This is a genomic window from Streptomyces sp. NPDC102360, from assembly GCF_044766085.1.
In the GTDB taxonomy this organism is placed as follows: Bacteria; Actinomycetota; Actinomycetes; order Streptomycetales; family Streptomycetaceae; genus Streptomyces.
In genome coordinates this window covers 42,281-67,787 of sequence record NZ_JBIWLG010000017.1, presented here as the reverse complement: position 1 = coordinate 67,787, position 25,507 = coordinate 42,281, and the positions used below count along the sequence as shown (strand labels likewise).

Sequence of the window (25,507 nt, the reverse complement as noted above, 5' to 3'; positions counted from 1 at the left end):
CTCGGGAACCCCGTGTCGGACCGGCACGTTAGCGTTGTTGATATGGGAATTCTCTGGGGGCTGATGGCCGCGGTCATGATCGGGCTCGTGGTGTCGCAGTTGCTGCGGCGCCGCGGCGGGATTCGGCAGGTCGCTCCGGGGTCCCCGGACGCCGCCGACCCGGCGGACTACGGATTCATGCTCCAGGAGGACCTGGACGTCCGGCTCCCGGGGCCCGATCAGGACCTGCTCGACGTGATGGCGGTCGTGCAGCGGAACCAGGACTACACCGCCGCCTCCCAGTTGCTCGCCGGGACCGGCAAGGAGACCGAGACCCGGTGGGAGCGGGTGCAGGCAGTCGCCGGGGCGGCCGCCCTCGAGGCCCAGCAGACGCCGCGGCTCGGTGCGGGGTGGCTGCACGCGTGGCGCTCGCAGCAGCCGAAGGACGCGGGCGGGGCGCAGGTCTTCGCCGAGTTCCTGGTGCAGCAGGCGTGGCGCGGCGGCGGTACGCCCGACGAGCAGCGGATCGTCCTCGAAGAGGCGCGCAACGCGTGTGACCAGGCGGCGCTGCTCGCTCCCGGCGACCCCGTCCCGCACATCACGCACCTCGCCGTCGCGCGCGGACTCGGCTACTCGCAGGCCGAGTTCGAGCAGCTGTGGCTGAAGATCCTCGACACCGCGCCGGGGCACATGGGCGCGCATCTGGCGGGCCTTCGGTACTGGACGGAGAAGTGGCACGGCTCGCGCGAGCAGGCCTTCTCGTTCGCCGAGGCCGCCGCAGCGCGTGCGCCGCGCGGTTCGCTGCTCGCGGCGCTCCCGCTGTTCGCGCTGTACGAGCACGTGCCCGAAGTGAACCTGGTGCGCGGCTTCTACGAGAGCGAGGTCGTCACGAAGGCCCTGCACGGGGCCCTGTTCGCGGTGCACGCGGCGCGCCCCGACGACCCGATGCTCGCGCACGTCCGGCATCTGCTGGTGTTCTTCCTGGTCCGCAGCGAGCGCTGGTCCGAGGCGATGCAGCAGCTGGTGCACATCGACGGCCACGTGGGCGCGATTCCGTGGACCGCCGAGCCGGACCCTGCGGCTTCGTACGCCGTGTACCGGGCGCTGGCCGTGGCCGGTTACGAGGCGAACGGCGGGAGCCCGGCGACGCTGCGGCATTGACCCGGTGCCGTGCCTACGTCTCGGGGCTCTGCCCCGGACCCCGCGCCTCAATCGCCGGCGGGGCTTGGTCTTGCCCGCGGGCTTGATCTTGCCCACCGGCTTGATCTTGCCCGCGGGCTTGATCCTGCCCGCGCGGGAACATCCGTCCAATACCGTCGGCGCCTTCCGCCGCGATGCTCGACCCACAGCCGGTACGGCAACGGGAGGCGGGCAGAGTCATGGCGGAGCTCTACGCAGAAGACGTCCACGTGGAGGTGAGCGGGCCCTCGCAGGCGCCCGCCGTGCTGCTGATTCACGGCAGCGCGGGCTCCCTCGAGCACTGGGACCCGGTGGTCCCGGCGCTCGCGGAGACCTTCCGGGTGATCCGGCTCGACCTGCCGGGCTGCGGGCGCTCCCCCGCGCCGAGCACCGGCGGTTTCGAGGTGCCGGAGCAGGCACGCCGGGTCGAGGCCGTCCTGGACCGGCTCGGGGTGGACCGGGTGACCGTCGTCGGGCACTCGTCGGGGTGCATGGTCGCGACGGCGCTGGCCGAGCGGCGGACCGGGGCGGTGGCGGGCGTGGTGCTCATCGGCATGGGCCCCGACCTGAACGCACAGACGGCCGAACTCCCGCTGGTGAGGCTGCTGTTGGTCCCGGTCGTCGGGCCGCTGCTGTGGCGGCTGCGGACACCGGACGCGCTCCGCAAGGCCGCGAGCGCGTCGGCCACGCGACCCGTCGAGATCCCCGACTCCTACGTCGAGGCCACCCTGTCCATGACGCACCGCGCCTTCGTCGGGACGATGCGCGGCAACCGGGAGTACCTGGCACAGCGCCCGCTCCCGGAACGCCACGCCCCGCTGGGGCTGCCGGTGCTCGTCCTCTTCGGCGCCGAGGACCGGCGCTGGCGCCCCTCATCGGCGCAGACGTACCGCGCCGTGCCGGGAGCCCGAGTCGAACTGTTGCCGGGGGTGGGGCACATGGTCATGCTGGAAGCGCCGGAGGAGACCGGAGCGCTGCTGCGGGAATTCATCGCGGCGGCCACGGCCCGCACCGAATGACAGTCGGCGTCGACTGACAGCCGACGCCGGACCGAGGCCACCCAACACCCCCCGGCCTTCGATGACTTGAGAAGGGCATCCCATGCCTCGACCCTCGTGGGACATCGCCGTACCGACCGGGCCCCGGCGGCTCGCGGGGCTGCGGATGGCCGGATTCAGCGACCGGGCGACGGAGCTGCGGAACCTGCAACTGATCCCGCACCCTTCGGTCACCGTGGCCCTCAATCTCGGTGACGCTCCCCTGTCCATGCACGACGGGGCGGGCAGCCGTACGTGCGAGCGGATGGTCGTCGGCCTCGCCTTCGAGTCCGTACGGGCCGGGGGCGACCGGGGCTTCGCCTGCCTGCAACTGCGGCTCTCGCCCGCACTCTCGCACGCGGTGCTCGGGGCGCCCGGCGGCCCGTACGGGGAGCCGGTCGAGCTCGACGCGCTGTGGGGGCGGCCCGCCGCCGAGCGCTTTCAGGAGCGGCTGCGCGCGGCCGGATCCTGGGCAGAGCGGTTCGCGACCGCCGAGCGCGAACTGACCCGGAGAGCGGAGGAGGGCCGCGCCCTCTCACCCGAAGTCGCCTACGCCTGGCGGCGATTGACGGCCGACCACGGCCGCGTACGGGTCGACCGGCTCGCCCACGAGACCGGCTGGAGCCGCAAACGCCTGTGGTCCCGGTTCCGCGCGCAGGTCGGGCCTACGCCGCAGCACGCCGCCCGCCTCATCCGCTTCGACCGTGCCGCCCACCGCCTCGCGGCGGGCGCACCGCCGTCCCGCGTCGCGGCGGAGAGCGGCTACGCCGACCAGTCCCATCTGCACCGGGACGTCCGCGCGTTCACCGGAGCGACGCCCTCGGCGGTCGCGGGGACACCGTTCCTGGCGGTGGACGACGTGGCGTGGGCGGGCGACGGCCACTGACGCGGGCACACCGACCGGCGGAGGCGCCGGAGCCGCCGGAGTCGCCCGAGCGGTCCAGTCTGTCCGATATATCGAATGGCCTTCGATTTCTCGTACCGATCTGCGTCGGAATTCTTGACCCCCCTGCCACAGAACTCTTCACTGACACACATGCCGCCCACCAGAAACCACCAATACCCGTTGCCCACAGCGGCCTTGACGCGACGTCGTCTGCTGGCCGCCGGTTCCCTCGCCCTCGCGGCGGTCGCGCTGCCCGTCCCCGCCGCGCACGCGCGGGCCCGGGAAGGGGCGTACGAGGGCTATCTCTTCGTCTACTTCACCGGCGAGGGCGCCGCGAACGGCGAGCAGATCCACATGGCGCTCAGCCGCGGTGACGACCCGGTGCGGTTCCGGGAGCTGAACGGCGGCGCCGCCGTGCTCACCTCCGATATCGGTGACAAGGGAGTGCGCGACCCGTTCGTCATCCGCTCCCCCGAAGGCGACCGCTTCTTCCTCATCGCCACCGACCTGAAGATCAACGGCGGTCCTGGCTGGGACTACGTGCAGCGGCACGGCAGCCGGTCGATCATCGTGTGGGAGTCGACCGACCTCGTGACCTGGGACGGCCCCCGGTCCGTGCGGGTGTCGCCGGAGACCGCGGGCAACACCTGGGCCCCGGAGGCGTACTGGAGCGAGGAGCTCGGCGAGTACGTCGTGTTCTGGGCGTCGAAGCTGTACGCGGAGAGCGACTCGGCGCACACCGCGGACACGTACAACCGGATGCTGTACGCCACGACGAAGGACTTCCGCACCTTCAGCGAGGCCAAGGTGTGGAACGACCCCGGCTACTCGGTCATCGACTCCACGGTCATCGCGCACGACGGGACGTACTACCGGTTCACGAAGGACGAGCGGTCGGCGTCCCAGTCGCCGTACGGCAAGTTCATCCTGGAGGAGAAGGCGGCCGACCTGCTCGACAGGGACTGGGACACGGTCGCCGAGGGCATCGGCATGGGCTCGATGGCGCAGGGCGAGGGGCCGCTGGTCTTCAAGTCCAACAGCGCGTCCCGGTGGTACCTGTTCATCGACGACTACACCGGCAGCGGCTACATCCCGTTCGTCTCCGACGACCTCGCGGCCGGGAAGTGGACCGAGGTCGAGCGCCGCCGGCTGCCCGCCGCGCCGCGACACGGGACCGTACTGCCGGTCACCGCCGCCGAGTTCGAGCGGATACAGAAGAAGTGGGGCGTCGCGCCGGTGCTCGCCGACGAGCACGGGCTCGTCGCGCACTGGCCGCTGACCGCCGACGCCAAGGACGCCTCGGGGCACGGCCACCACGGCACGGCCTCCGGTGACGCCGCCTGGTCCGACGGGGCGCTGGTGCTCGGCGGCGCCGGCGGGCACGTGAAGCTGCCCGACGACCTGCTCGCCGGGCTCGACGCGGGCACCGTCACCGCCGACGTATGGGTGGACGCGGACCAGGCGACGCCGTACTTCCTGTACGGGTTCGGGAACACGACCTCCTCGACCGGGTCCGGCAACGGCTACCTGTTCGCCACCGGCGGCGGCACCGACTCGGGGTTCCGGGCCGGGCTCTCCGACGGCGACTGGAAGCGGGAGGAGGAGGCGAACGCGGGCGTCGGCCTGCCACGCGGGCGCTGGGCGAACGTCACGTTCACCGTCGACGGCGCCACCTCGCGCCTCTACCTGGACGGCGCGGAAGTGGCGACGAACACCACCGCGGACCTTACGCCCGGTGACATCGGCGGCGGCCGCACCACCGCCAACCACCTGGGCAGATCCCAGTACACCGCCGACCGCACCCTCAAGGGCCGGCTGCGCGACGTACGGCTCTACAACCGCGCCCTGTCCGCCGACGACATCGCCGCGCTGCCGGCCAACGCGACCCGGATCCGCGCGGTCGAACTCACCGCGCTGAAGGTGCCCGCGGTCGTCGAGGGCGAGGGCGGGACGGTGGTCCTGCCCGTCGAACCGGGTACGCAACTGCGCGCCCTGAAGCCGGAGTTCACGCTCGCGCCGGGCGCCCGGATCAGCCCGGCGAGCGGCAGGCGCGTCGATCTGCGCTCCCCCGTCACGTACACGGTCGCCTCGGCCCGGGGCGAGAAGCGGGCCTGGAAGGTGTCGGCCGTCGAGATGCGCACGCCGGTACTGCCGAAGTTCCACGCCGACCCGAACATCGCGGCGTTCGGCGGCACGTACTACCTGTACTGCACGACCGACGGGTTCGCGGGCTGGGGTGGTACGACGTTCGGCGTCTGGTCGTCGAAGAACCTGGTCGACTGGACCGACCGCGGCGTGATCCTCGACCTCGGCAAGGACGTGAGCTGGGCCGAGTCCCGCGCCTGGGCGCCGACGATCGCCGAGAAGGACGGCCGGTACTTCTTCTACTACTGCGCCGAGGCGAAGATCGGCGTCGCGACGGCCGACTCCCCCACGGGCCCGTTCAAGGACAGCGGCAAGGCGCTGATCACCGCCAACCCGGACGGCGCGGGGCAGGCCATCGACCCCGCCGCGTTCACCGACGACGACGGGCAGACGTACCTGTACTGGGGCAACGGGTCGGCGTGGGTGGTGCCGCTCAACGCCGACATGGTGTCCTTCGACTCCGCGAAGGTGCGGCAGATCAAGGGGCTCGCGGACTTCCGGGAGGGCCTGTTCGTCGTCAAGCGCAAGGGCGTCCACCACCTCACGTACTCCATCGACGACACCCGCAGCGAGAACTACCGCGTCGGGTACGCCACCTCCGACTCCCCGTACGGACCGTTCACCGACCGCGGTGTCGTCCTGGAGAAGGACCCCGCGCAGGGCATCCTCGGCACCGGCCACAACTCGCTGCTCCAGGTGCCGGGAACCGACGACTGGTACATCGCCTATCACCGCTTCGCGCTCCCGGACGGCGACGGCACCCACCGCGAGACCACCCTCGACCGGGTCTCGTTCGGCGCGGACGGGCTGCTGCGGCCCGTCACTCCGACGCTGACGGGGGTGCGGCCGCGGCGGATTCCCTGAGCCGCGCCGCCGTGCGCCCCGCGTCGTACGACTGCGGGACGCCCTCCACCCACTCCCCCGGCTTGCCGTGCACAAGGAAGCGGCCGCCGTACGGGGCGAAGGTCGACTGGACGCGTTCGATGTACGTGAGGACGTCGGGGTGCGGCGCACCGGGCGTGGTGCCGAGTACGGCGATCGCGTAAGCGGTCATGAGAGAGCCCTCCCTCGGGTCGGCGGGATCTGGTCGATACGGGGGCGATCCTGCCGGGGCCCGGGGAGGGCGGCCATGACCTCTCAGGTCATGAAAGTGGTGCGGGCGCTCAGATGGTCGCCGCGTCGATCACGAAGCGGTAGCGCACGTCCGAGCCGAGGACCCGCTCGTACGCCTCGTTGACCTGGCTCGCCTCGATCAGTTCGATCTCGGCGCCGAGGCCGTGCTCGGCGCAGAAGTCGAGCATCTCCTGGGTCTCGGCGATGCCGCCGATCATGGAGCCGGCGAGCACCTTGTTGCCGCCGATGAGGGAGAACAGGTTGAGGGAGATCGGCTCCTCGGGGGCGCCGACGTTCACCAGCGCGCCGCCCGTCTTCAGCAGGCCCAGGTAGGCGCCGAAGTCCACCTGCGCGGAGACCGTGGAGAGGATGACGTCGAAGGAGCCCGCGAGCTCCTCGAAGGTCTTCGGGTCGCTCGTCGCGTAGTAGTGGTCGGCGCCCAGCTTCAGGCCGTCGTCCTTCTTGCGCAGCGACTGCGAGAGGACGGTGACCTCCGCGCCGAGCGCGTGCGCGATCTTGACGCCCATGTGGCCGAGGCCGCCGAGACCGACGACCGCGACCTTCTTGCCGGGACCCGCGCCCCAGTGCTTCAGCGGGGAGTACGTGGTGATGCCGGCGCAGAGCAGCGGCGCGGCCACGTCGAGGGCGAGGCCCTCGGGGATGTGGACGGTGAAGGCGTCCGAGACGACGACCTTCTGCGAGTAGCCGCCGTAGGTGGGTTCGCCGTCCTTGCCGACGCCGTTGTAGGTCTGGACGTTGCCCTGGACGCAGTGCTGCTCCTGGCCGGAGCGGCAGGGCTCGCACTCGCCGCAGGAGTCGACCATGCAGCCGACGCCGACGCGGTCGCCGACCTTGAACTTGGTGACGCCCGCGCCGACGGCCTCCACGACACCGGCGATCTCGTGGCCCGGCACCATCGGGAAGATGGCCTCGCCCCAGCCCTCGCGGGCCTGGTGGATGTCGGAGTGACAGATTCCGGCGAACTTGATGTCGATCAGTACGTCGTGCTCGCCGACGGTGCGGCGTTCGATGGTGGTGCGCTCCAGCGGGGCCTTGGCGCTGGGAACGGCGTATGCGGCAACAGTCGTGGTCATGGCCTCAAGCCTGCTACCGGCCCACCCGGATCGCCAAAGAATACGCAGGTCACCGCTTTGCGTACGTCCAGTGGTCCTACTACTGGCGGGGTCAGGCTCCCGGTCGTACGACCGGGAATACTGGACAGCATGGACGAGAACGATGCGGCCAGGGAACCGGCGGCGGACCGCCCGGACCAGCTGGACCGGCGCGCCGAGCTGAGCGAGTTCCTGCGTACCCGGCGGGCCCGGCTCAAGCCAGAGGACGTGGGGCTCGCCTCGGTGGGGCGGCACCGGCGGGTGCCGGGCCTGCGGCGCGAGGAGCTGGCGCAGCTCGCCGGGGTCTCGGTCGCGTACTACACACGCCTGGAGCAGGGCAACGGGCGCAATGTGTCGGCGGAGGTGCTCGACGCGATCGCGCGCGCCCTGCGGCTCAGCGACACCGAGCACGCGCACCTCGTGCACCTGGCCAGCCCCACGCGGCAGCGCCGCAGGTCGCCGGCGCCGAAGCGGCAGCAGCAGGTGCGGCCCGCGCTGCGCCATCTGCTCGACTCCCTGGAGGGCGTGCCCGCCTACATCGGCGGGGCGCGCTCGGACATCCTCGCCTGGAACCGGATGGCGGCGGCCCTGTTCGGCGACTGGGGGCGGATGCCGCGCGCGGAGCGGAACTGGGCGCGGCTCACGTTCCTGAACCCGGACTACCGGGAGCTGTTCGTCGACTGGGACTCCAAGGCGACCGACATGGTCAGCTTTCTGCGGCTGTACGCGGGCCGCAACCCCGAGGACCCGGAGCTGTCGGCCCTGGTCGGCGAACTCTCCGTCAAGAGCGAGGAGTTCAGGCGGCTGTGGGCCACGCACGACGTGAAGGAGAAGGGCCACGGGGTGAAGCGGATGCGGCATCCGCTGGTGGGTGAACTGACCCTCGCGTACGAGACGTTGCACTTGCCGGACGATGACGGGCAGTTCTTGTCCGTGTATCACGCGGAGGCGGGGTCGGCGTCGGCGGAAGCGCTTCGCCTGCTGGCGAGTTGGGGGGCGGATGCCGCGTTGCGGGAGAAGTTGTAGACGTCGCGGGGCGCTGCCCCGGACCCCGCTGCTCAATCGCCGCAGGGGCTTGATTTGGGGCTCCGCCCCGGACCCCGCGCCTCAAACGCCGGCGGGGCTTGATTTGGGGCTATGGGCGGTACGGAGGCGCCGAGCCCCATGTCCAGTGGGGTACCGGCTGTTCCGCCGGGCGCTCGGCTCCCGGGTCCGAGAAGTGGACCGCCAGGCGTGTGCCCCACTCGATGTACGCGAGGAACGCGGAGCGGAATTCCGCGTCCGTCGGGAGGCCCGCCTCGTCGGCGGCGTCCTGCATGAGGTTGACCCAGCGGCGGCGCTGCGGCTCGGTGACGCTCTTGCCGATGTGCATCGCGACCATGTGGCCGTGGCCGCCGACCTGTTCGGAGTAGACCGAGGGGCCGCCGAAGACCTCGCCGAGCCAGAGGGCGACATGGGCCGCGTGTTCCGCCGGGAGGTCGGCGAAGAGCGGGCCGAGAAGGTCGTCCTTCACCACCTTCGCGTAGAAGGCCGAGGTGAGGCGCTCGAACGCCTCGGCGCCGCCCGCCCATTCGTAGAGCGTGGGGTCCGAGGAGCCCGTGCCGCGCACCGTGGTCGGCGCGTAGTGGCGCATCTCGTCGATGTACCCGACGTAGGGGCGGATCTCCGTGAGGAACGCCGGGAAGAGGTCCGACGTGCGGAAGCCCTTCAGGTGGTCCTCGGTCGACGTCCACTCGATGCGCAGGACGTAGTGCTCGAAGTCCTCTTCGCAGCGGGTGAGTTCGTACGAGGCGCAGTACGGGGACGCCGCGAGCTGCGTCGCCGCGCGGGTGTATGACGCGAGGAATTCGGCGGAGCGGGGCTCGGGGATGCGGTAGCGGATGTACTCGATGGTGCGGGATCGAGTCGTCATGCCATCCAGCGAAGCACTGGCGCTCCGCTGTGGCCAGCGCCGGGGGTGCGGTTTCGGGGCTCCGCCCCGGACCCCGCTGCTCAATCGCCGCAGGGGCTTAAAAGATCTGCTCAAGCGCCGCAGGGGCTTGAGTGCGCTCAAGCGCCGCGCGGGCTTGATTGGGCTCTACCCAGTCACCGGGCGGTCCTCCCTGAGTTCCGTGAACAAGCGGGACGCCTTCTGCTTGTCCCAGAGGATGGCGCTGCCCTTGGACGTGGCGAGGCCCAACGTGCCGACGGGGACGCCGAGTTGTTTGCCCTGGCCCGACGACACCGCCCGCATCGACTTGAACAGGCTGGTCAGCTGCGGGATCTTGGTGGACTTGTCGACGATGAGCGTGTCCAGGCCCGCGCCCGCCGTGCCGTACATCGTGGACGGGTTCATCAGCACCCCGGGCGACGCCGCCTTCTCCGCGAGCGCGGAAAGGAACTTCTGCTGGTTGCGGGAGCGGCCGAGGTCGCCCTCCTTCTCCTGGTGACGCTGGCGGACGAAGCCGAGCGCCTCGCGGCCCGTCAGGTTGTGGCAGCCCTTGGCCAGGTCGAGCCCCGCCTTGTCGTCGACGATGTGCCGGTCCACGCACATCGGCACGCCGCCGACCGCGTCGACGATGCCGACGAACCCCGCGAAGCCGATCTCCGTGTAGTGGTTGATCCGCAGCCCGGTGTTCGACTCGATGGCGCGGACCAGGAGTTCGGGGCCGCCGAGCGAGAACGCCGCGTTGAGCTTGTTCTTCGCCGGCTTGTGGTGGATGCCGGTCTTCGGATCCACGTAGGAGGGGATCGTGACCCAGGAGTCGCGCGGCAGGCTCATCAGCGTGCTGCCGTGCGCGCCCGTGTGCAGCACCATCATCGAGTCGGTGCGGCGCCCCTCGGAGCCCAGCTCGGAGCCGGTGTGCAGGTTCTTGGTCTGCTTCTCGCTGAGGCCCTCGCGGCTGTCGGAGCCCACGATCAGGTAGTTCGTGCCCTTGCCGGGGGCGGCCCGGCTCGGCAGCGAGGCCAGGTTCACCTCGCCGTCGAGCCGGGAGCCCGCCCACACATACGTACCCGCGCCCGCGAGCAGCGTGAGCAGGACGAGCAGGCACAGTCCGCGCACCAGGAGCCCGAACTTGGTGCGCCGCCGCTTGCGCTTGGGCTCGCGCTCGCTGCGCTTGTAGCTGCCGTCGAACCGCCCGCCGGGCCGGTTGGCCGGCACCGGATCGATCGGGTGGTGCTCGACTTCGTACGAGTGGGGCTCGGGCTCGTACCCGTGGGGCTCGGGCGCGTACCCGTACTGCTCCCCCTCGTACCCGCCGTACGGGTACGGCGTCGGGGTGTGGGCGCTGGGGTTCAGGGTCGTCACCTCGCGACCGGCAGGTCCGGCTGATCGGCCGGCCTGACGATGTGCTGGGCCGCCGCGGCGGCCGTTCCGGAACGGTGCATGCGCTGCCACTTCAACCGGCTGCCGCCCACGAAGGCCACCACGGACTGGATGACCACGAGGTACATCAACTGCCGGTACACGAACAGCTGGAGGGGCAACGACCAGAGCGTGCGCCTGCGCTCTCCGTCGAGCTTCAGAGCGTACGCCGCGACGACCATCTGGAGGGCGAGAAAGCCCACCCAGGCGGCCACGGACGTGACCGTGTCACCGGCGAACAGGGCGCTGTAGAGCATGAAGACGTCGATCATCGGGGCGAGCATCGGCAGCACGACCTGGAAGAGGAACAGGTAGGACAGGCCGCGCCGCCCGAAGCGGCCCGCGGGCCCGACCTCCAGGACCGCGCCCCGGTGCTTCCACATCGCCTGGAGCGTGCCGTAGCACCAGCGGTAGCGCTGGCGCCACAACTGCCGCAGCGAGGTGGGGACTTCGGTCCAGGCGACGGCCGTCTCCTCGTACACGACCCGCCAGCCGGCCCGCCACAGCGCCATCGTGAGGTCGGTGTCCTCCGCGAGGGTGTCCTCGCTCAGGCCGCCGACGCCCATCAGCGCGTCGAGCCGGAAGGCACCGATCGCGCCGGGCACGGTCGTCATGCACTCCAGGACCTCGAACATCCGGCGGTCCAGGTTGAACCCGAAGACGTACTCCAGGTGCTGCCAACGACCAAGCAACCGCTTCCGGTTGCCGACCTTGGTGTTGCCGCTGACCGCGCCGACGGCCGGGTGGGCCAGCGGCTGGACCAGGCGCTGGATCGCGTCGGCCTCGAAGACGGTGTCCGAGTCGATCATCACGACGTACGGACAACGGGTGTACTTCAGACCGTGGTTGAGGGCCGCGGCCTTGCCGGAGTTGGGCTGGCACAGCACCTGCACGCGCGCGTCCCGGGCCGCGTACTCACTCGCGATCTGCACCGTGCGGTCGCTCGACCCGTCGTCGATGACGATGATCTGCATCGGCTGGTGGGTGGAGGCGAGCAGCGAGCGCAGCGTCGCGCCGATGCCCGCCTCCTCGTTGTACGCGGGGACGAGCACGGTCACCGGATCGCGGATCTCGCGCAGCCAGGGCGAGCCGGGGCGGAACCGCTCAAGCCGTCTGACGTGGGCGCGGGCGAACAGCACGAGCACGAACAGGCGCAGCACGCCGAGGCCCGCGGCCGCGAGGAGCACCCACGAGATGGCCGAGACGAAGCTGCGGCCGAGGGTCTGGAACCAGATCAGGCCCTGCCCGAGCCAGCGCACGGGCGCGGCCACCTCGGACGTCGCCTGCCGGCCGGTCTGCGCGCCCTCCGTGATGGTGGCGAAGTTCTGGGCCTGCGGATTCGCGAGGAGTTTCTGCGTCTCGCGGTAGCCGAGCGAGGTCTGGCTGAGCTGGCGCACCAGGCCGTCCCGGACCCGCTGCCCGGAGTGGTCGGCCGCGACCAGGGTGTAGCCGGCGGCGGACGCGGCCTGCGCGGCGGGCCACTCGCCACCGCACATCGTGGCGACGGTGGTGGTCATCGGCATCCGCAGGAGTGTGGTGTGGAAGCCGCCACTGCCCGCGAACGCGCTCTGGGCCAGGCCCAGTTCGAGCTTGGATCGCACCTTGGACGAGCTGCCCATGTCGGCGCCCGTGTAGGTGTTGGAGCCGATGTCGTGCCCCTCGGCCCTGATCCGCTCGACCAGCTTCGGGTGCTGCGCGGCCTTGGCGCCGTTGAGGAAGAACGTGGCGTGCGCGTGATGCTTCTTGAGCAGCGCGAGCAGCTTCGGCGTCGCCTTCGGGTAGGGGCCGCCGTCATAGGTGAGCGCGACGGTGCCGGGCCGCATCGAGGCGCTGTGCACCCGGCCGCCGTCGATGGACAGCACCGGGCCCGCGCCGGAGGCCGCCGCGGGCACGGGCTGCGTGCAGGCAGGCTTCTCCTTGGCGCCGTCCACCTCGTTCTGGGTCCAGCCCTGGAAGAGGAGGGCGCCGAGCAGCACCGGCAGGGTGAGGGCGAGCAGCAGCCAGTGCGCCCGCGGGTCCCTTGCTTGTTTGTGCCGTGCCCCCATCAGAGGGCGCGGCCGACGTCACGGCCTCGACCCGACGACCGTATTCGGCACCCGTTCTCCACGTTCCACTCACACATGGGAGGCGAGTGTATTGATGTGGCCGTCTGCGAATTGGGGCATTGGGAAACATCTGGGACTGGAGTGGTGCGTGACAAAGGGCACACCTTTGTCGTCGAGCACAACCATTCGCGGAGAACGTATTTCACCCGAGGGACACCTCGGGTGGCGGGACGTCGCCGTCCGGCCACCCCCGGCACGATCCGCCGGTCAGGCGTTCGCGTTCTCCGTGACCGTGATCCGCCCCTTGCTGATCGTCACGAGGCGGGGCGCCTTCCGCGCGATCGCCGAGTCGTGCGTCACCATCACGAACGTCGGCCCGTGCTCCTTCCAGAGCTCCTCCAGTACGTCCATGATCTCGTCGCGCATCGACTCGTCGAGGTTGCCCGTGGGCTCGTCGGCGAGCAGCACCTTCGGGTTCTTCACCAGGGCCCGCGCGATGGCGACGCGCTGCTGCTGGCCGCCGGACAGCTCCGCCGGCAGATGCCGGAGACGCTCCCCGAGCCCCACGGACCGCAGCGCCTCCGCGGCCCGCTCCCGCCGCTCGGCGCTCTTGAGGCCGAGCGGCACGAGGGCCGTCTCGACGTTCTCCAGCGCGTTGAGCGTCGGGACGAGGTTGAAGGCCTGGAAGACGAAGCCGATGGACTCGGCGCGGACCTTGGTGAGCCGCGCCTCCGGCAGCGTCGCCAGGTCGACCCCGTCGAGCACGACGCTGCCCTCGGTGGGCCGGTCGAGCCCGCCGAGCATCTGGAGCAGGGTCGACTTGCCGCCGCCGGTCGGGCCCTGGATGACGAGCCGGTCGCCGTCGCCGATGGTCAGATCGACGCCCGCGAGCGCGTCGACGGTGTCCTTGCCGCGCCGGTACCGCTTGGTGACGCCGGTGAGCTGATACATGGTGCAACTCCTGTGCTACGTAAGGTGATGGGCGTTACCGGGGGTGCTACTCGACGCGGCGCAGCGCGTCCGCCGGGCGCAGCCGGGAGGCCCGCCAGCCACCGAAGGCGCCGGCGATCAGTCCGCCCGCGACAGCGAGGCCGACCGCGAGGGCGATTGTCGTCGCGGAGACGGGCGCGCTGAGCGCGATGTCGAGGGTCTTCGCCCCTCCCCCTGCCGCCTGGCGCATCATTCCGCCGCCCCCGCCGCCGGGACCACCGCCTATGCCGCCACCACCGCTCGCCGAGCCGCCGAGCTGCGCGGACAGGGTCGGGCTGATCGCGGTCACGGCGTACGCGCCCGCGAGGCCGACCGCGATACCGAGGACGCCGCCGATCAGCCCGTTGACGACCGCCTCGCCGACGACCTGCCGCGTCACCCGGCCCGACGTCCAGCCGAGCGCCTTGAGCGTGCCGAACTCCCGTACCCGCCGGGACACGGCCGAGGACGTGAGCAGCCCCGCCACCAGGAAGGCGGCGACGAGCACCGCGATGGACAGCCACTTGCCGACGTTCGAGGCCAGGTTCGAGGCGGTCGACAGGGAGCCCGAGACGGTGTCGGCGAGATCGGCGGACGTGGTGACGGTGGTGCCGTCGATGTTCTTCTGGATGGCCGTCTTCACGGCGTCGATCCGCTGCGAATCGGTCGCCTTGACGTAGACCGTCGTCACCTTGGACTTGGCGTCCGCGAGCGTCTGGGCCTGCTTCAGCGGCACGTAGAGATTGGCGGCCGCGTCCCCGCTGTCGGCGGTCGCGACGCCGATGACCTGGTACTTGTCGCCCTTGACCGTGACCTTGTCGCCGACGGCGAGCTTCTTCTCCTTCGCGTACGAGGAGTCGACGACGGCGACCTTCGCGTCCGTCTCCGAGGTCGTGAAGCTCCGCCCCTTGGTGATCTTCGAGGAGGTCAGCGGGCCGAGCTTCCGCTGGGTGACGTCGGTGCCGTAGACGGAGAAGGAGTTGACGTCGAAGCTGGCGCCGCCGCCCTGGACGCGGCCCTGCGGCTGACCGCCCTCGCCGCCCTGGCCGCCGGGACCCCCTTGGGAACCGCTGCTCCCGTCCTGCTTGAACCGGCCGCGCGTGAACGAGCCGCTGACCTTCATCACCTGCAGGCTGAGCCCGCCCACCGTGTCGGCGACGCCCTTCTGGCCTGCGACCTTCGAGACGGTGGAGTCGGCGAGGGTCTGGAAGCCCTGCACCATCACGCGGTCGCTGGACTGCTCCTTGTCACCGGAGTCGCTGTCCTTGGCGTCGAAGTCGAACTTCGGACGGCCCGTGTCACCGGACTCCGGCGCGCTCGCGGCCTTGGTGACGGTCATGTCCGTGCCCAGGCCGTACAGCGACTGCAGGACCTTGTCCTGCGCCCGGGTCATCCCGGCGGACACCGAGCCGACCACGATGACGAGCGCGATCCCGAGCGCGAGCCCGGAGGCGACGACGAGCGCCGCTTTTCTGCGGCGGCGCAGCTCACGCCGGAGATAGGTGAAGAACATCGAAGCCTCGCCGATGACGGCCCACGCGAAGGGGGCGCTGACAGGAATCAGCGGAAGCCGGAGCGTTCGATGACGCTCCGGCTCCCGCTGCGGCGAAACGGTATGGCGGTGTTGTAAGGGGTGCGTGAGGACGTCATGAGAACGGCATGAGACCCCCGCCGGGTATCGCTCGGTCCGTTACTCGGCGGAACCGGTCTTCCACTGCGACCAGCTCATGTTCCAGCCGTTCAGCCCGTTGTCCGGCTGCACCGTCTTGTCGCCGGTGTTCTTCACGACGACGACGTCACCGACCATCGAGTTGTTGTAGAACCAGGCGCCGGGCGTGCTGCCGTCATTGGCGCCCTTGGCGTCCTGCAGGCCGACGCAGCCGTGGCTGGTGTTGGCGCCACCGAAGATCGACTTGGCGCCCCAGTAGTTGCCGTGGATGAACGTGCCGGAGTTCGACAGGCGCATCGCGTGCGGCACGTCCTTGATGTCGTACTCGCCCTTGCCGTCGTCGTTCGTGAAGCCGACCGTCGAGCCGTTCATCCGGGTCTCCTTGAACTTCTCGGAGATCACCATCTGACCCTGGTACGTCTTGTGCTCGGGGGAGCCCGCGGAGATCGGGATGGTCTTGACGGTCTTCCCGTCCCGCGTGACGGTCATCATCTTGGTCTTCGCGTCGACCGTCGAGACCTGGTTGCGCCCGATCTTGAACGAGACCGTCTTCTGCTGCACGCCGGTCACGCCGCTCGCGCCCTCGACCCCGTCCAGGTCGAGCTTCATCGTGACCGTGGAGCCGCCCTTCCAGTAGTCCTCGGGGCGGAAGTCGAGCCGGGTGTCGTTGAACCAGTGCCCGGCGACCTCCTGGCCACTGCTCGACGTGACGGTGATGTGGTCCTGCACATCGGCCTTGTTGCTGATGGCCTTGTCGAAGTTGATCGACACGGGCATGCCGACGCCGACGGTCGAGCCGTCCTCCGGCGTGAAGTTGCCGATGAAGCTGTTGGCCGGGGAAACCGTCGTGAACTGCGAGTTCTCGTGGGCCGCGCGGCCGTCGGAGTCCTTCGCCTCGGCGGCGATCTTGTACGACGTCGCGCGCTCGAGCTGGTTCGTGGGCTTCCAGCTCTTCTTGTCGGCAGCGATCTGGCCGTCGACCTTCGTGCCGTCGGCCGTAGTCATGGTGACGTCGGTGAGCGTGCCCTTGCTCACGGTGACCTTCGCGGCGCTGTTGATGCTCGCGTTGTCGGAGCCGTCCTTCGGCGCGATCTTGATGTCGGCCTCGGAGGTCTTCTTCGCCGCGGCCTCGTCGGCCTGCGCCTGCGATTCCTTCTTGCCCGAGCCGCCGCCCTCGTCACCACCGCCACAGGCCGTCAGCACGAGCACACCGCCGAGCAGAGCGGACGCGGCCATCAGACCCTTGCGCCGCTTACCGTCCGTTATCACACGCTTCTCCATAGTCGCCGAATTTCCCGACTTCGCCGAATTCCCCTGCTGTCGACCGCCCCGAGCCCGGTCGACAGCGGGCCCGAGAGGACACAACAGTCCCCTCGTACCCAGTGAACGCCTTGACCGGTTCGTCCCGTTCCCGCAGAACCGCCAGTGTGGGCAAGGCCACGTCGGGCCTCTCACCAGGGACGACAAAACCCCGGGCAGTGGTTGCCGCCCAGGGTTCCCGTTTCAAGGACCGCTACACGCCGTCTTCCGCGTCCCCCTCCTCATCATCATCCTCGCCGAGGTCCCAATCCGGCGAGTCGGGGTCGTAGTCGACCTGTTCGCTGGACCAGGAGGCCTGCACGAGCTCGGCCCCCGGAACATCGGCGACCAGATCGAACGGGTCCACGAGATACGCGACCGCCTCCGCCTCGTCCTCCTCCACGGCGCTCACCGCCTGCGCGCGCTCCTCGGGCCCGGTCTCCTCGTCCTCCGCGACACGCTGCAGCGCGGCCCCGGTCAGCGCCTCCGCGTCGGCGACCTCCAGGACCAATTCCACCTTGAGCCGAACAAAACGTGACGTGTCATCAGTACTCATGAGCGGAGCGTACGACCCAACCGCCCCGTGACTTTCCTGTGACCCACGTCTGTCACTAACATGAGCCCACACGGCCAATTCGCCAGCGCCACAAGGGGGATCGCTTCCGTGTCTGCCGCACGTCGATCACTGTTCACCGCCACCGCCGCCGGGGCGCTCCTCGGCGCGCTGTGGTTCGTTCCCACAGCGACGGCGAACCCCGAGCACATCACCCATGCCGACCAACAGCGCACCACCACGGCGGTCACCGAGCAGTCCGACCGTCAACTCCGCCTGGCCGACACGGGCCAGGTGGACACCACGCCGTACGTGATCGGCGGCTCGGCCTTCCTCGGCCTTGGCGTCGCCTTCGTGGCGTACTCGGTGCGCAGGACCAGGGCGTACGAGGCGTAGGGCCTGCCCTTCCGATCCGGCAACTCCGCCGGGCGGCCCGCCACTTACCGGTCGGCCCCGGGCTCCAGGCCCCTGATCCGGCGCCGCTCCCCCTCGCCCGAGGCCGGCGGCGGGGAGTCCGCGAGGCGGACCACCGGGTCGTCGAGGCCGCCGTCGCGCCCGGCCACCACGGGCTTCGCCGCGCGCAGCGCCTTCGCCTTGTACTGGGCGGCGTCCGCGAGGCGGAAGAGGCGCCGCGCGTTGCCGACCTCGCCGATGGGGTCCCCGGTCGACGCGATGCCGCACGCGACGCCGTCGCCGTGGTCGAGGTCGGCGGCGCGGGAGCAGATCTCGTCGCCCACGCGGACCACTTCGTCGGCCGAGGGGCCCACGGCGACCAGCGAGAACTCGTCGCCGCCGAGCCGCGCGGAGAGGGCTCCCGGCAGCATCGCCCCGCACAGCGAGAGCACCGAGCCGAACCGTTCGAGGAGCCGGTCGCCCGCCGCGTGCCCGTAGGTGTCGTTAACCCGCTTCAGGCCGTTGAGGTCGCAGACGACGAGGCTGACCACGGACCCGTCGGCCCGGTGCCGTTCGACGGCCTCGTCGAGGCGTATGTCGACCGCGCGCCGGTTGGCGAGTCCGGTCAGGGCGTCGGTGAAGGCGAGCCTGCGGGCCTCCTCCAGGCGTTCGGTCTGCGCGATGCCGGCCGCGACGACCGCCGCGAGGACCGTGGCGAAGTCGGCGTCGGAGCGGCCGAACACGTCGGCGCCGGTCGGCCGGGCCACATACAGCTCACCCCACGCCCGCCCGTGCAGCACGATCGGCGCGACGACACAGCAGCCGCGGCCCCTGCGTCGTAGCGCGGCGACCCTCTGGTGGCAGTAGCCGGCCCGGTCGACGGGGCCCTCGGCCGTCTCGACCCAGGCGTCCGGCTCGCCACCCTTGGCCCAGCGTTCGTGCAGGAACTCGGTGATCTCGGGGAACTGGTGCACCGGGTAGCCCTCACCGTCGGGGAACTCCTCCTCGCCCTCGGCCAGCTCCCCCACGTTGACGAGCACCCGCAGCCGCCCGCGCTCGCGCTCCCACATGGAGAGCGCGGCGAAGCTTCCGGACAGCGCGTGGCAGGCGCCGCGCGCGGCGGCGCGCCAGGAGTCGCGCGGGCTCCGTGCAGCGGCCATGCCCTGCGCGAGCTTCACCACGGCGCGTAGCCGAACGTCCTCACCCATCACTCCAGAGTAAGGAGTTTTCGGGCATTACGGTGAATTCAGTGCGCCAATTCAGTGCTTCCGGCCAGGAAGTCGTCACGTAACGTAATCGATCGGACTCGTATCGCGACCGGGTCCCGTCACTCGCCGGGCCACCGCGGGCTGCGCTTCTCGTTGAACGCCGCCACTCCCTCGGCCCGGTCCCCGGAGAACGCCACGGACCGCCATGCCGCGTCCTCGACCTCCAGGCCCGCCCGCAGGTCGAGGCCGTGCCCGAGGCGCAACGCCTTCTTGGACGCGCGCAGTCCGACCGGCGAGTTGGCGGCGATCCGCGCGCCGAGCGCGAGCGCCTCCTCGCGGTCCGAGCCTGCCACGACGACCTGGTCGACGAGCCCGAGCTCACCGGCCTCCGCCGCCCGCACCCGGCGCGCCGTGAAGATCAGCTCGGCGGCCCGCGCGGCCCCGACGCGGCGCGGCAGCAGCTGCGTACCGCCGCCGCCGGGGATCACCCCGACGGACACCTCGGGCAGCCCCACGACGGCCGTCCCGTCGGCCACGATCAGATCGCAGGCAAGCGCCAGCTCGAAGCCGCCGCCGAGCGCGAAGCCGTGCACGGCCGCGATCGTCGGCATCGGCAGCTCCAGGACGCCCGTGTACGCGGCGCGGGTCACGGGCCGCTGGCGCAGCAGATCCGCGTCGGAGAAGGAGTTCCGCTCCTTGAGGTCGGCGCCGACGCAGAAGGCGCGCTCGGCGGTGGAGGTGAGGACGGTGACCCGGACGTCCCGGTCGCCGGACAGGGCCTCGCAGGCGCCGGTGATCGCCCGCGCCATGTCGCTCGACACGGCGTTCATGGCCTTCGGCCGGTCGAGCACCAGCTCGGCGACCGTCCCGCTCTCGTGGCGGCGCACCGCCACGAACTCCCCGAACCGCTGCTCGTCACCCATGACACGCCCTCTCGGTTAACGCCAGTTAACCGCCAAGGTTGTCAGGTGCGCCGGTCAACGTCCACAGACTCAGGTGCGCCTGGTCAGCGTCCAGGGCTCCACGACGCCGAGGCCGCGCACGGGCCGCTGCCACATGGGCTGGAGAGCGAACCGGTAGGTGGGCGGCTCCTCGCCGTCCTCCTTCGCCTTCTGCGCCTCGGCGGCGGCCTCCGCCTCGGAGGTGGGCGTCTCGCCGATCCTGATCAGTTCCTGGGCGAAGGCGCCGTCCACCAGCACGTTGTCCCGAGGCGCTATCGACGTGAGGCGGCTCGCGAGGTTCACGGTCGAGCCGAAGACATCGCCCATCCGCGTGGTGACCGTGCCGAACGCGAGGCCGACGCGCAGCTCCGGCATCGTCTCGTCGTTGCTCATCGTCTCGATCAGGCGCAGCGCGATCTCGCTCGCGATACCCGCGTCGTCGGCCGCGTACAGGACCTCGTCGCCGAGGGTCTTGACGAGCCGGCCGCCGTGCGCCGCGACGAGGTCCGCCGCGGTGGTCTCGAAGGCCTCGACGAGCTCGCCGAGCTCCTCCTCCTCCATGCGCCGGGTGAGCCGCGTGAACCCGACGAGGTCCGCGAAGCCGACGGCGAGCCGCCGGTCGACCATCTCCTCGTCGTCACCGGCCTGTACGACGCGTCCTGTCGCCGCGGCGAGCTGGCGCCGCCACACGTAGACGAGGAACTCCTCCAGCTCCGGCAGGAGCAGCTCCATCAGCGGATACGTGACCTCGGTGCGGGTCATGCCGGGTTCCGGAGGCTCGGTGAGGCCCTCCAGGAACGAGTCGATCTGCCATTCGGCGAGCCGCGCGGTGGTCTGCCCGGTGGACCGGGCGACCTGCACGGCCATGGCCTCACTGAGCAGCCCCGCCTCCACGAGGCCCGCGAGGCGCCGCAGCGCCAGCACGTCCGCCTCGGTCAGCGCCTTGGCCTGGCCGATGTCGGCGAAGCCCATGGCCCGCCAGAACCGCGAGGCCAGTTCCATGGAGACGCCCGCGCTGCGCGCCGCCTGGAACGGGGTGTATCTGCGCTCGGCCCCGAGGATGAGCCCTTCGAGCCGCAGAGCGAGGGGATCCTCTGTCTCTGCCTCTTCTGGTTCCGCACCTTCCGGCTTCTCGGGGTCGGTGGGAGAGCCCGTGCCGGAGCCCGAGTCGTCGACGGTCACGCCTGCTGCCCTTCCGATCTGCCGCGGTCAGGTATCGACCGGGCTCAACTCTACGGCAGCCCCTGTGCCCCACGTCACTCCGTTCGCTTCCGGGTCGCGTCGGTCCTGAGCCGCCCGGTTGTCCGTACCCACGCAGGTCGCAGGTGGACACCTACGCGGGTCGCAGGTGGACGATGTCGCCCGCGCCGACCGCCTCCCGGCCCCCGGCCTCCGTGGCGATCACGAGCCGGCCGTCGCCGTCGACGGCGACGGCCTCGCCCACCAGCTCCCGGTCGCCCGGCAGGATCGCCCGTACGCGACGGCCGAGCGTGGCGCAGCCCGCCGCGTACGCCTCCTGCAGCTGCGAGAGGCCGGGGTCGCCCTCGGCCGCGCACCACTCGACATACCACCGCTCCAAGGAACGCAGCACGGCCCGCAGCACCGGCTCCCGGTCGGAGACCTTCGCCCCGGCGAGCGTGAGCGAACCCGCCGTCGGGACGGGCAACTCGTCGGCGCGCAGCGACACGTTCAGGCCGACGCCGATCACCACGCCGTCCGCCCCGGCCCGCTCCAGGAGGATGCCGCCGGCCTTGCGCTCCTCGCCGTCGACCGTGAGGAGGACGTCGTTCGGCCACTTCAGGGCGGTGTCGACGCCGGCCGCCGAGGAGAGCGCCGTGGCCACCGCGACCCCGGTGAGCAGCGGCAGCCAGCCCCAGCGCGCCACCGGCACCTCGTGCTCCCCCGGCTTGAGCAGCACGGAGAAGAACAGGCCCGAGCGCGGCGGCGCCGACCAGCTCCGGTCGAGCCGCCCGCGCGCCGCGCTCTGCTCCTCGGCGACGAGCACGGTGCCCTCGGCCACGGGCCCCGCCGAGGCCCGCGTCACCAGATCCGTGTTGGTGGACCCCGTGCGGGGCACCACCTCCACGGACGACCACAGTCCCCCTTCCCGTACCAGGGACCGGCGGAGGCCGGCCGCGGCCAGGGGTGGCCTCTCCAGGTCGGACCAGGGGCTGGCGGGTACGTCTGAACCATCTCGCGGCGTCATGCAACCCAGCCTAGGTGTGGCAAAGACCGCACTGCTGAACGGTATTCAGCCCACTACGCTACGAGTCAGTAGCCCCACTCCCCTTTACGTGCACAGCTACCAGAACCGTCCCCGTGAGCAGCGTCGAAGCAGGCAGGGAGCCGCATCCCGATGTCCGAGTTGGAACAGCCGACAGCGCAGACCGACATCCACACGACCGCAGGCAAGATCGAGGATCTGCGGCGCCGGATCGATGAGGCGACCCATGCGGGTTCCGCCCGCGCGGTCGAAAAGCAGCACGCCAAGGGCAAGTTGACCGCTCGCGAGCGGATCGAGCTGCTGCTCGACGAGGACTCCTTCGTGGAGCTGGACGAGTTCGCCCGGCACCGCTCCACGGACTTCGGCCTCGAGGCCAACAAGCCGTACGGCGACGGTGTGGTGACCGGATACGGCACCGTCGACGGCCGCCCCGTCGCCGTCTTCTCGCAGGACTTCACCGTCTTCGGCGGGGCCCTCGGCGAGGTCTTCGGGCAGAAGATCATGAAGGTGATGGACTTCGCGCTGAAGACCGGCTGCCCGGTCATCGGCATCAACGACTCCGGCGGCGCCCGCATCCAGGAGGGCGTCATGGCCCTGGGGATGTACGGCGAGATCTTCCGCCGCAACACCCATGCCTCGGGTGTCATCCCGCAGATCAGCCTGGTCGTCGGGCCGTGTGCCGGTGGCGCCGTGTACTCGCCCGCCATCACCGACTTCACGGTCATGGTCGACCAGACCTCGCACATGTTCATCACAGGACCCGACGTCATCAAGACGGTCACCGGTGAGGACGTCGGGATGGAGGAGCTGGGCGGCGCCCGCGCCCACAACGCACGCTCCGGTGTCGCACATCACATGGCGGGCGACGAGAAGGACGCCATCGAGTACGTCAAGTCGCTGCTGTCCTACCTGCCGTCGAACAACCTGAGCGAGCCGCCCGCCTTCCCCGAGGAGGCCGACCTCGCGCTCACCGACGAGGACCGCGAGCTCGACACCCTCATCCCGGACAGCGCGAACCAGCCGTACGACATGCGCACGGTGATCGAACACGTCGTGGACGACGCCGACTTCTTCGAGACCCAGTCGCTGTTCGCGCCGAACATCATCACCGGCTTCGGCCGCGTCGAGGGCAGCCCGGTCGGCATCGTCGCCAACCAGCCGATGCAGTTCGCCGGTTGCCTCGACATCCACGCCTCCGAGAAGGCCGCCCGGTTCGTGCGCACCTGCGACGCCTTCAACGTGCCGGTGCTGACCTTCGTCGACGTCCCCGGCTTCCTGCCGGGCGTCGAGCAGGAGCACGAGGGCATCATCCGGCGCGGCGCCAAGCTGATCTTCGCGTACGCCGAGGCCACCGTCCCGCTCATCACGATCATCACGCGCAAGGCCTTCGGCGGCGCCTACGACGTCATGGGCTCCAAGCACCTGGGCGCCGACCTCAACCTGGCCTGGCCCACCGCCCAGATCGCCGTCATGGGCGCGCAGGGCGCGGTCAACATCCTGCACCGCAAGACGATCGCCGCGGCCGAGGCCGAAGGGAACGTCGAGGACACCCGCGCCCGCCTCATCCAGGACTACGAGGACACCCTCCTCAACCCGTACACGGCGGCCGAGCGCGGCTACATCGACGCGGTCGTCATGCCCTCCGACACCCGCTCCCACGTCGTCCGCGGACTGCGTCAGCTGCGTACGAAGCGGGAATCACTGCCCCCGAAGAAGCACGGCAACATCCCGCTGTAAGGAGCGCCGCTGTGATGATCAAGGTCGTACGGGGCAATCCGACCCCCGAGGAGCTGGCCGCCGCACTGGCGGTGGTCCAGGCGCGCGCCGCGGCGGTCCCGGACGCCCCGGCCGCGACGGAGGGCCGGGACGCGTGGTCGGATCCCTCCCGCATCGCCCGGCACCGGCTGCCCGCACCGGGGGCGTCGAGCTGGTCGCGCACGTACTGGCCCGCGTAGTTCACCTACGGGCCAGCGTGAATTGGTCCCTTCGTAGCGGGGCGCCTGAGTACGCGTACTCAGGCGCCCCGCACGTGCGAGCAGCACCATGCTGTATGTGCTGTGGTCCGACCCCGATGACGAGCCCCCAGAGGAGCTCCGCGAAACGCAGGCGATGCTGCGGCGCGCGGGCTTCGTAGTGGCTCTGGCCATGGTTCTCGCGTTCCTGATGCTGGGGATCGCGTAGGGGCCGCACGGCTCCGCGTGGATAACCTGAGACCCATGACCGCTCCACGCCGGCTGATCCTGGCCTCCCAGTCCCCCGCCCGCCTCGGCCTGCTGCGGCAGGCCGGTTTCGCTCCCGAGGTGATCGTCAGCGGGGTCGACGAGGACGCCGTGACGGCCCCGACGCCCGCCGAACTCGCCCTCGCCCTCGCCGAGGCCAAGGCCTCCGTGGTCGCGGCGCGGCCCGAGGCCCACGGCGCCGTCGTCATCGGCTGCGACTCCGTGCTCGACCTCGACGGCGAGGCGCTCGGCAAGCCGGCCGACGCCGAGGAGGCCACGGCCCGCTGGAAGTCGATGCGCGGCCGCACGGGCACGCTGCAGACCGGCCACTGCGTGTACGACACGGCGAGCGGCCGGTACAGCTCGGGCACCGCCTCCACCGTCGTCCGGTTCGGCGAGCCGAGCGACGCCGAGGTCGCCGCGTACGTGGCGACGGGCGAACCCCTCTACGTGGCGGGCGCGTTCACCCTGGACGGCCGCTCGGCCCCGTTCATCGACGGCATCGACGGCGACCACGGCAACGTGATCGGACTCTCGCTGCCGCTGGTCCGCCGCCTCCTCGCCGAACTGGGCATCGGCATCACGGAGTTGTGGGCGCCGGCGGAGTAGCGGGCCCGTTCTGCGCGGGGGCGTCCCCCTCCGGGCTCCGCTCCCCCTGCTCGTGCCGGTCGTACGCCACCAGCGTCAGCACGAGCAGGGCGAGCACGACCATCATGAACACGAAGCTGAACCAGCCCACCAGGCTGATCGAGAACGCGCCGAGCAGTCCGTGCACGACAGCCGCGCTGATCAACAGGATCCGCCCGACCGTGGCCGGCGCCCGGTCGACGATCGCGACGCGCGCGAGGACGATCCCGCACAGCACCAGATAGAGCCCGAACAGGGCGCCCGCTATCCACGCGCCCACCGTCATCGCCCGCGGGTCGAGACCGGCCAGGGACATGTCCTGGTCGTCGACCACCAGGCCGAGGAACCAGTTCAGAAGGACAATTCCCACCGCCTCCGCGAACAACACGATCGCGGCCACCCACGCCACCGGCCTGCGTGCCACCGGTCCCACCCACTTCCGCTGACTGTTACCGCTAGTACGTCAAGACATCCCGAACGCTACTAACGGGTAAACCCCGGTACAAGGGTTCTGCCGAGGTTCCCGCGAAGGCAAAGAATCGTTGGGCCATTCGTAGGGACTC

The 25,507-nt window shown here is 70.7% G+C and carries 24 protein-coding genes; 10 read left to right on the top strand and 14 right to left on the bottom strand.

Annotated features, from left to right (window positions below):
• Positions 1 to 42: 42 nt before the first annotated feature.
• From ACIRHA_RS39505 to ACIRHA_RS39490, 4 genes are all read left to right on the top strand, one after another.
• Positions 43 to 1,140, top strand: coding sequence for a hypothetical protein (locus ACIRHA_RS39505; RefSeq protein ID WP_403856044.1), 1,098 nt, complete (start codon positions 43 to 45; stop codon positions 1,138 to 1,140).
• Between the two features lie 218 nt (positions 1,141 to 1,358).
• Positions 1,359 to 2,177 (top strand): alpha/beta fold hydrolase, encoded by an 819-nt coding sequence (locus ACIRHA_RS39500; RefSeq protein WP_403856042.1) that lies wholly within the window; start codon positions 1,359 to 1,361, stop codon positions 2,175 to 2,177.
• Between the two features lie 82 nt (positions 2,178 to 2,259).
• Positions 2,260 to 3,081, top strand: coding sequence for a helix-turn-helix domain-containing protein (locus ACIRHA_RS39495; protein WP_403856040.1), 822 nt, complete (start codon positions 2,260 to 2,262; stop codon positions 3,079 to 3,081).
• 195 nt (positions 3,082 to 3,276) lie between these two features.
• Entirely contained in the window at positions 3,277 to 6,090 is a 2,814-nt protein-coding gene (locus tag ACIRHA_RS39490; RefSeq protein WP_403856038.1) for a family 43 glycosylhydrolase, read from the top strand.
• Here the strand turns inward: ACIRHA_RS39490 and ACIRHA_RS39485 are convergent.
• A complete protein-coding gene (locus tag ACIRHA_RS39485) occupies positions 6,047 to 6,280 on the bottom strand; it encodes a DUF1330 domain-containing protein (protein WP_403856036.1) in 234 nt (77 codons plus the stop codon). The genes ACIRHA_RS39490 and ACIRHA_RS39485 overlap by 44 nt on opposite strands.
• A gap of 109 nt (positions 6,281 to 6,389) precedes the next feature.
• The gene (locus tag ACIRHA_RS39480; protein WP_403856034.1) at positions 6,390 to 7,433 is read right to left on the bottom strand and encodes an NAD(P)-dependent alcohol dehydrogenase; all 1,044 of its coding nucleotides are present in this window, start codon (positions 7,431 to 7,433) and stop codon (positions 6,390 to 6,392) included.
• Between the two features lie 129 nt (positions 7,434 to 7,562).
• On the opposite strand from ACIRHA_RS39480, the gene ACIRHA_RS39475 reads away from it, so the two are divergent.
• A complete protein-coding gene (locus tag ACIRHA_RS39475) occupies positions 7,563 to 8,477 on the top strand; it encodes a helix-turn-helix domain-containing protein (RefSeq protein ID WP_403856032.1) in 915 nt (304 codons plus the stop codon).
• A gap of 109 nt (positions 8,478 to 8,586) precedes the next feature.
• Here ACIRHA_RS39475 and ACIRHA_RS39470 read toward each other — a convergent pair whose 3' ends face one another.
• The 7 genes from ACIRHA_RS39470 to ACIRHA_RS39440 form a co-directional block, all read right to left on the bottom strand.
• Positions 8,587 to 9,363 carry an antibiotic biosynthesis monooxygenase gene (locus ACIRHA_RS39470; protein WP_403856030.1) on the bottom strand — a complete coding sequence of 259 codons (777 nt, stop codon included), beginning with the start codon at positions 9,361 to 9,363 and terminating at the stop codon, positions 8,587 to 8,589.
• Positions 9,364 to 9,528: 165 nt separating this feature from the next.
• A complete protein-coding gene (locus ACIRHA_RS39465) occupies positions 9,529 to 10,740 on the bottom strand; it encodes an LCP family protein (protein WP_403856028.1) in 1,212 nt (403 codons plus the stop codon).
• Positions 10,737 to 12,842, bottom strand: a complete 2,106-nt coding sequence (locus ACIRHA_RS39460) for a glycosyltransferase (protein ID WP_403856026.1) — start codon at positions 12,840 to 12,842, stop codon at positions 10,737 to 10,739. Before ACIRHA_RS39460 ends, ACIRHA_RS39465 begins: the two co-directional genes overlap by 4 nt.
• Before the next feature lie 267 nt (positions 12,843 to 13,109).
• Positions 13,110 to 13,793, bottom strand: coding sequence for an ABC transporter ATP-binding protein (locus ACIRHA_RS39455; protein WP_403856024.1), 684 nt, complete (start codon positions 13,791 to 13,793; stop codon positions 13,110 to 13,112).
• A gap of 46 nt (positions 13,794 to 13,839) precedes the next feature.
• Positions 13,840 to 15,324, bottom strand: a complete 1,485-nt coding sequence (locus ACIRHA_RS39450; RefSeq protein WP_403856022.1) for an ABC transporter permease — start codon at positions 15,322 to 15,324, stop codon at positions 13,840 to 13,842.
• A gap of 177 nt (positions 15,325 to 15,501) precedes the next feature.
• Positions 15,502 to 16,746 (bottom strand): Ig-like domain-containing protein, encoded by a 1,245-nt coding sequence (locus tag ACIRHA_RS39445; RefSeq protein WP_403856155.1) that lies wholly within the window; start codon positions 16,744 to 16,746, stop codon positions 15,502 to 15,504.
• 247 nt (positions 16,747 to 16,993) lie between these two features.
• Positions 16,994 to 17,335 (bottom strand): hypothetical protein, encoded by a 342-nt coding sequence (locus ACIRHA_RS39440; protein WP_403856020.1) that lies wholly within the window; start codon positions 17,333 to 17,335, stop codon positions 16,994 to 16,996.
• A gap of 60 nt (positions 17,336 to 17,395) precedes the next feature.
• Between ACIRHA_RS39440 and ACIRHA_RS39435 the strand changes: the two genes are divergently transcribed.
• Positions 17,396 to 17,728, top strand: a complete 333-nt coding sequence (locus ACIRHA_RS39435; RefSeq protein WP_403856018.1) for a hypothetical protein — start codon at positions 17,396 to 17,398, stop codon at positions 17,726 to 17,728.
• Positions 17,729 to 17,772: 44 nt separating this feature from the next.
• Here the strand turns inward: ACIRHA_RS39435 and ACIRHA_RS39430 are convergent, their stop codons facing one another.
• From ACIRHA_RS39430 to ACIRHA_RS39415, 4 genes are all read right to left on the bottom strand, one after another.
• Positions 17,773 to 18,933, bottom strand: coding sequence for a diguanylate cyclase domain-containing protein (locus ACIRHA_RS39430; RefSeq protein ID WP_403856016.1), 1,161 nt, complete (start codon positions 18,931 to 18,933; stop codon positions 17,773 to 17,775).
• A gap of 119 nt (positions 18,934 to 19,052) precedes the next feature.
• Positions 19,053 to 19,856 (bottom strand): enoyl-CoA hydratase/isomerase family protein, encoded by an 804-nt coding sequence (locus ACIRHA_RS39425; protein ID WP_403856014.1) that lies wholly within the window; start codon positions 19,854 to 19,856, stop codon positions 19,053 to 19,055.
• 69 nt (positions 19,857 to 19,925) lie between these two features.
• Positions 19,926 to 21,056 carry an adenylate/guanylate cyclase domain-containing protein gene (locus ACIRHA_RS39420; RefSeq protein WP_403856012.1) on the bottom strand — a complete coding sequence of 377 codons (1,131 nt, stop codon included), beginning with the start codon at positions 21,054 to 21,056 and terminating at the stop codon, positions 19,926 to 19,928.
• A 151-nt stretch (positions 21,057 to 21,207) separates the two neighbouring features.
• Positions 21,208 to 22,080 carry a biotin--[acetyl-CoA-carboxylase] ligase gene (locus tag ACIRHA_RS39415; RefSeq protein ID WP_403856010.1) on the bottom strand — a complete coding sequence of 291 codons (873 nt, stop codon included), beginning with the start codon at positions 22,078 to 22,080 and terminating at the stop codon, positions 21,208 to 21,210.
• 150 nt (positions 22,081 to 22,230) lie between these two features.
• Between ACIRHA_RS39415 and ACIRHA_RS39410 the strand changes: the two genes are divergently transcribed.
• The 4 genes from ACIRHA_RS39410 (at position 22,231) to ACIRHA_RS39395 (ending at position 24,926) form a co-directional block, all read left to right on the top strand.
• Positions 22,231 to 23,835: an acyl-CoA carboxylase subunit beta gene (locus ACIRHA_RS39410; RefSeq protein WP_403856008.1), complete on the top strand. Its 1,605-nt coding sequence runs from the start codon at positions 22,231 to 22,233 to the stop codon at positions 23,833 to 23,835.
• A gap of 11 nt (positions 23,836 to 23,846) precedes the next feature.
• Positions 23,847 to 24,053, top strand: coding sequence for an acyl-CoA carboxylase subunit epsilon (locus tag ACIRHA_RS39405; protein ID WP_351336965.1), 207 nt, complete (start codon positions 23,847 to 23,849; stop codon positions 24,051 to 24,053).
• A 97-nt stretch (positions 24,054 to 24,150) separates the two neighbouring features.
• Positions 24,151 to 24,279 (top strand): morphogenic membrane protein MmpB, encoded by a 129-nt coding sequence (mmpB, locus tag ACIRHA_RS39400; protein WP_403856153.1) that lies wholly within the window; start codon positions 24,151 to 24,153, stop codon positions 24,277 to 24,279.
• A gap of 35 nt (positions 24,280 to 24,314) precedes the next feature.
• A complete protein-coding gene (locus ACIRHA_RS39395; RefSeq protein WP_403856005.1) occupies positions 24,315 to 24,926 on the top strand; it encodes a Maf family protein in 612 nt (203 codons plus the stop codon).
• Here the strand turns inward: ACIRHA_RS39395 and ACIRHA_RS39390 are convergent.
• A complete protein-coding gene (locus tag ACIRHA_RS39390) occupies positions 24,898 to 25,377 on the bottom strand; it encodes a hypothetical protein (protein ID WP_403856003.1) in 480 nt (159 codons plus the stop codon). The two genes, ACIRHA_RS39395 and ACIRHA_RS39390, sit on opposite strands and share 29 nt — an antisense overlap.
• Positions 25,378 to 25,507 lie beyond the last annotated feature (130 nt).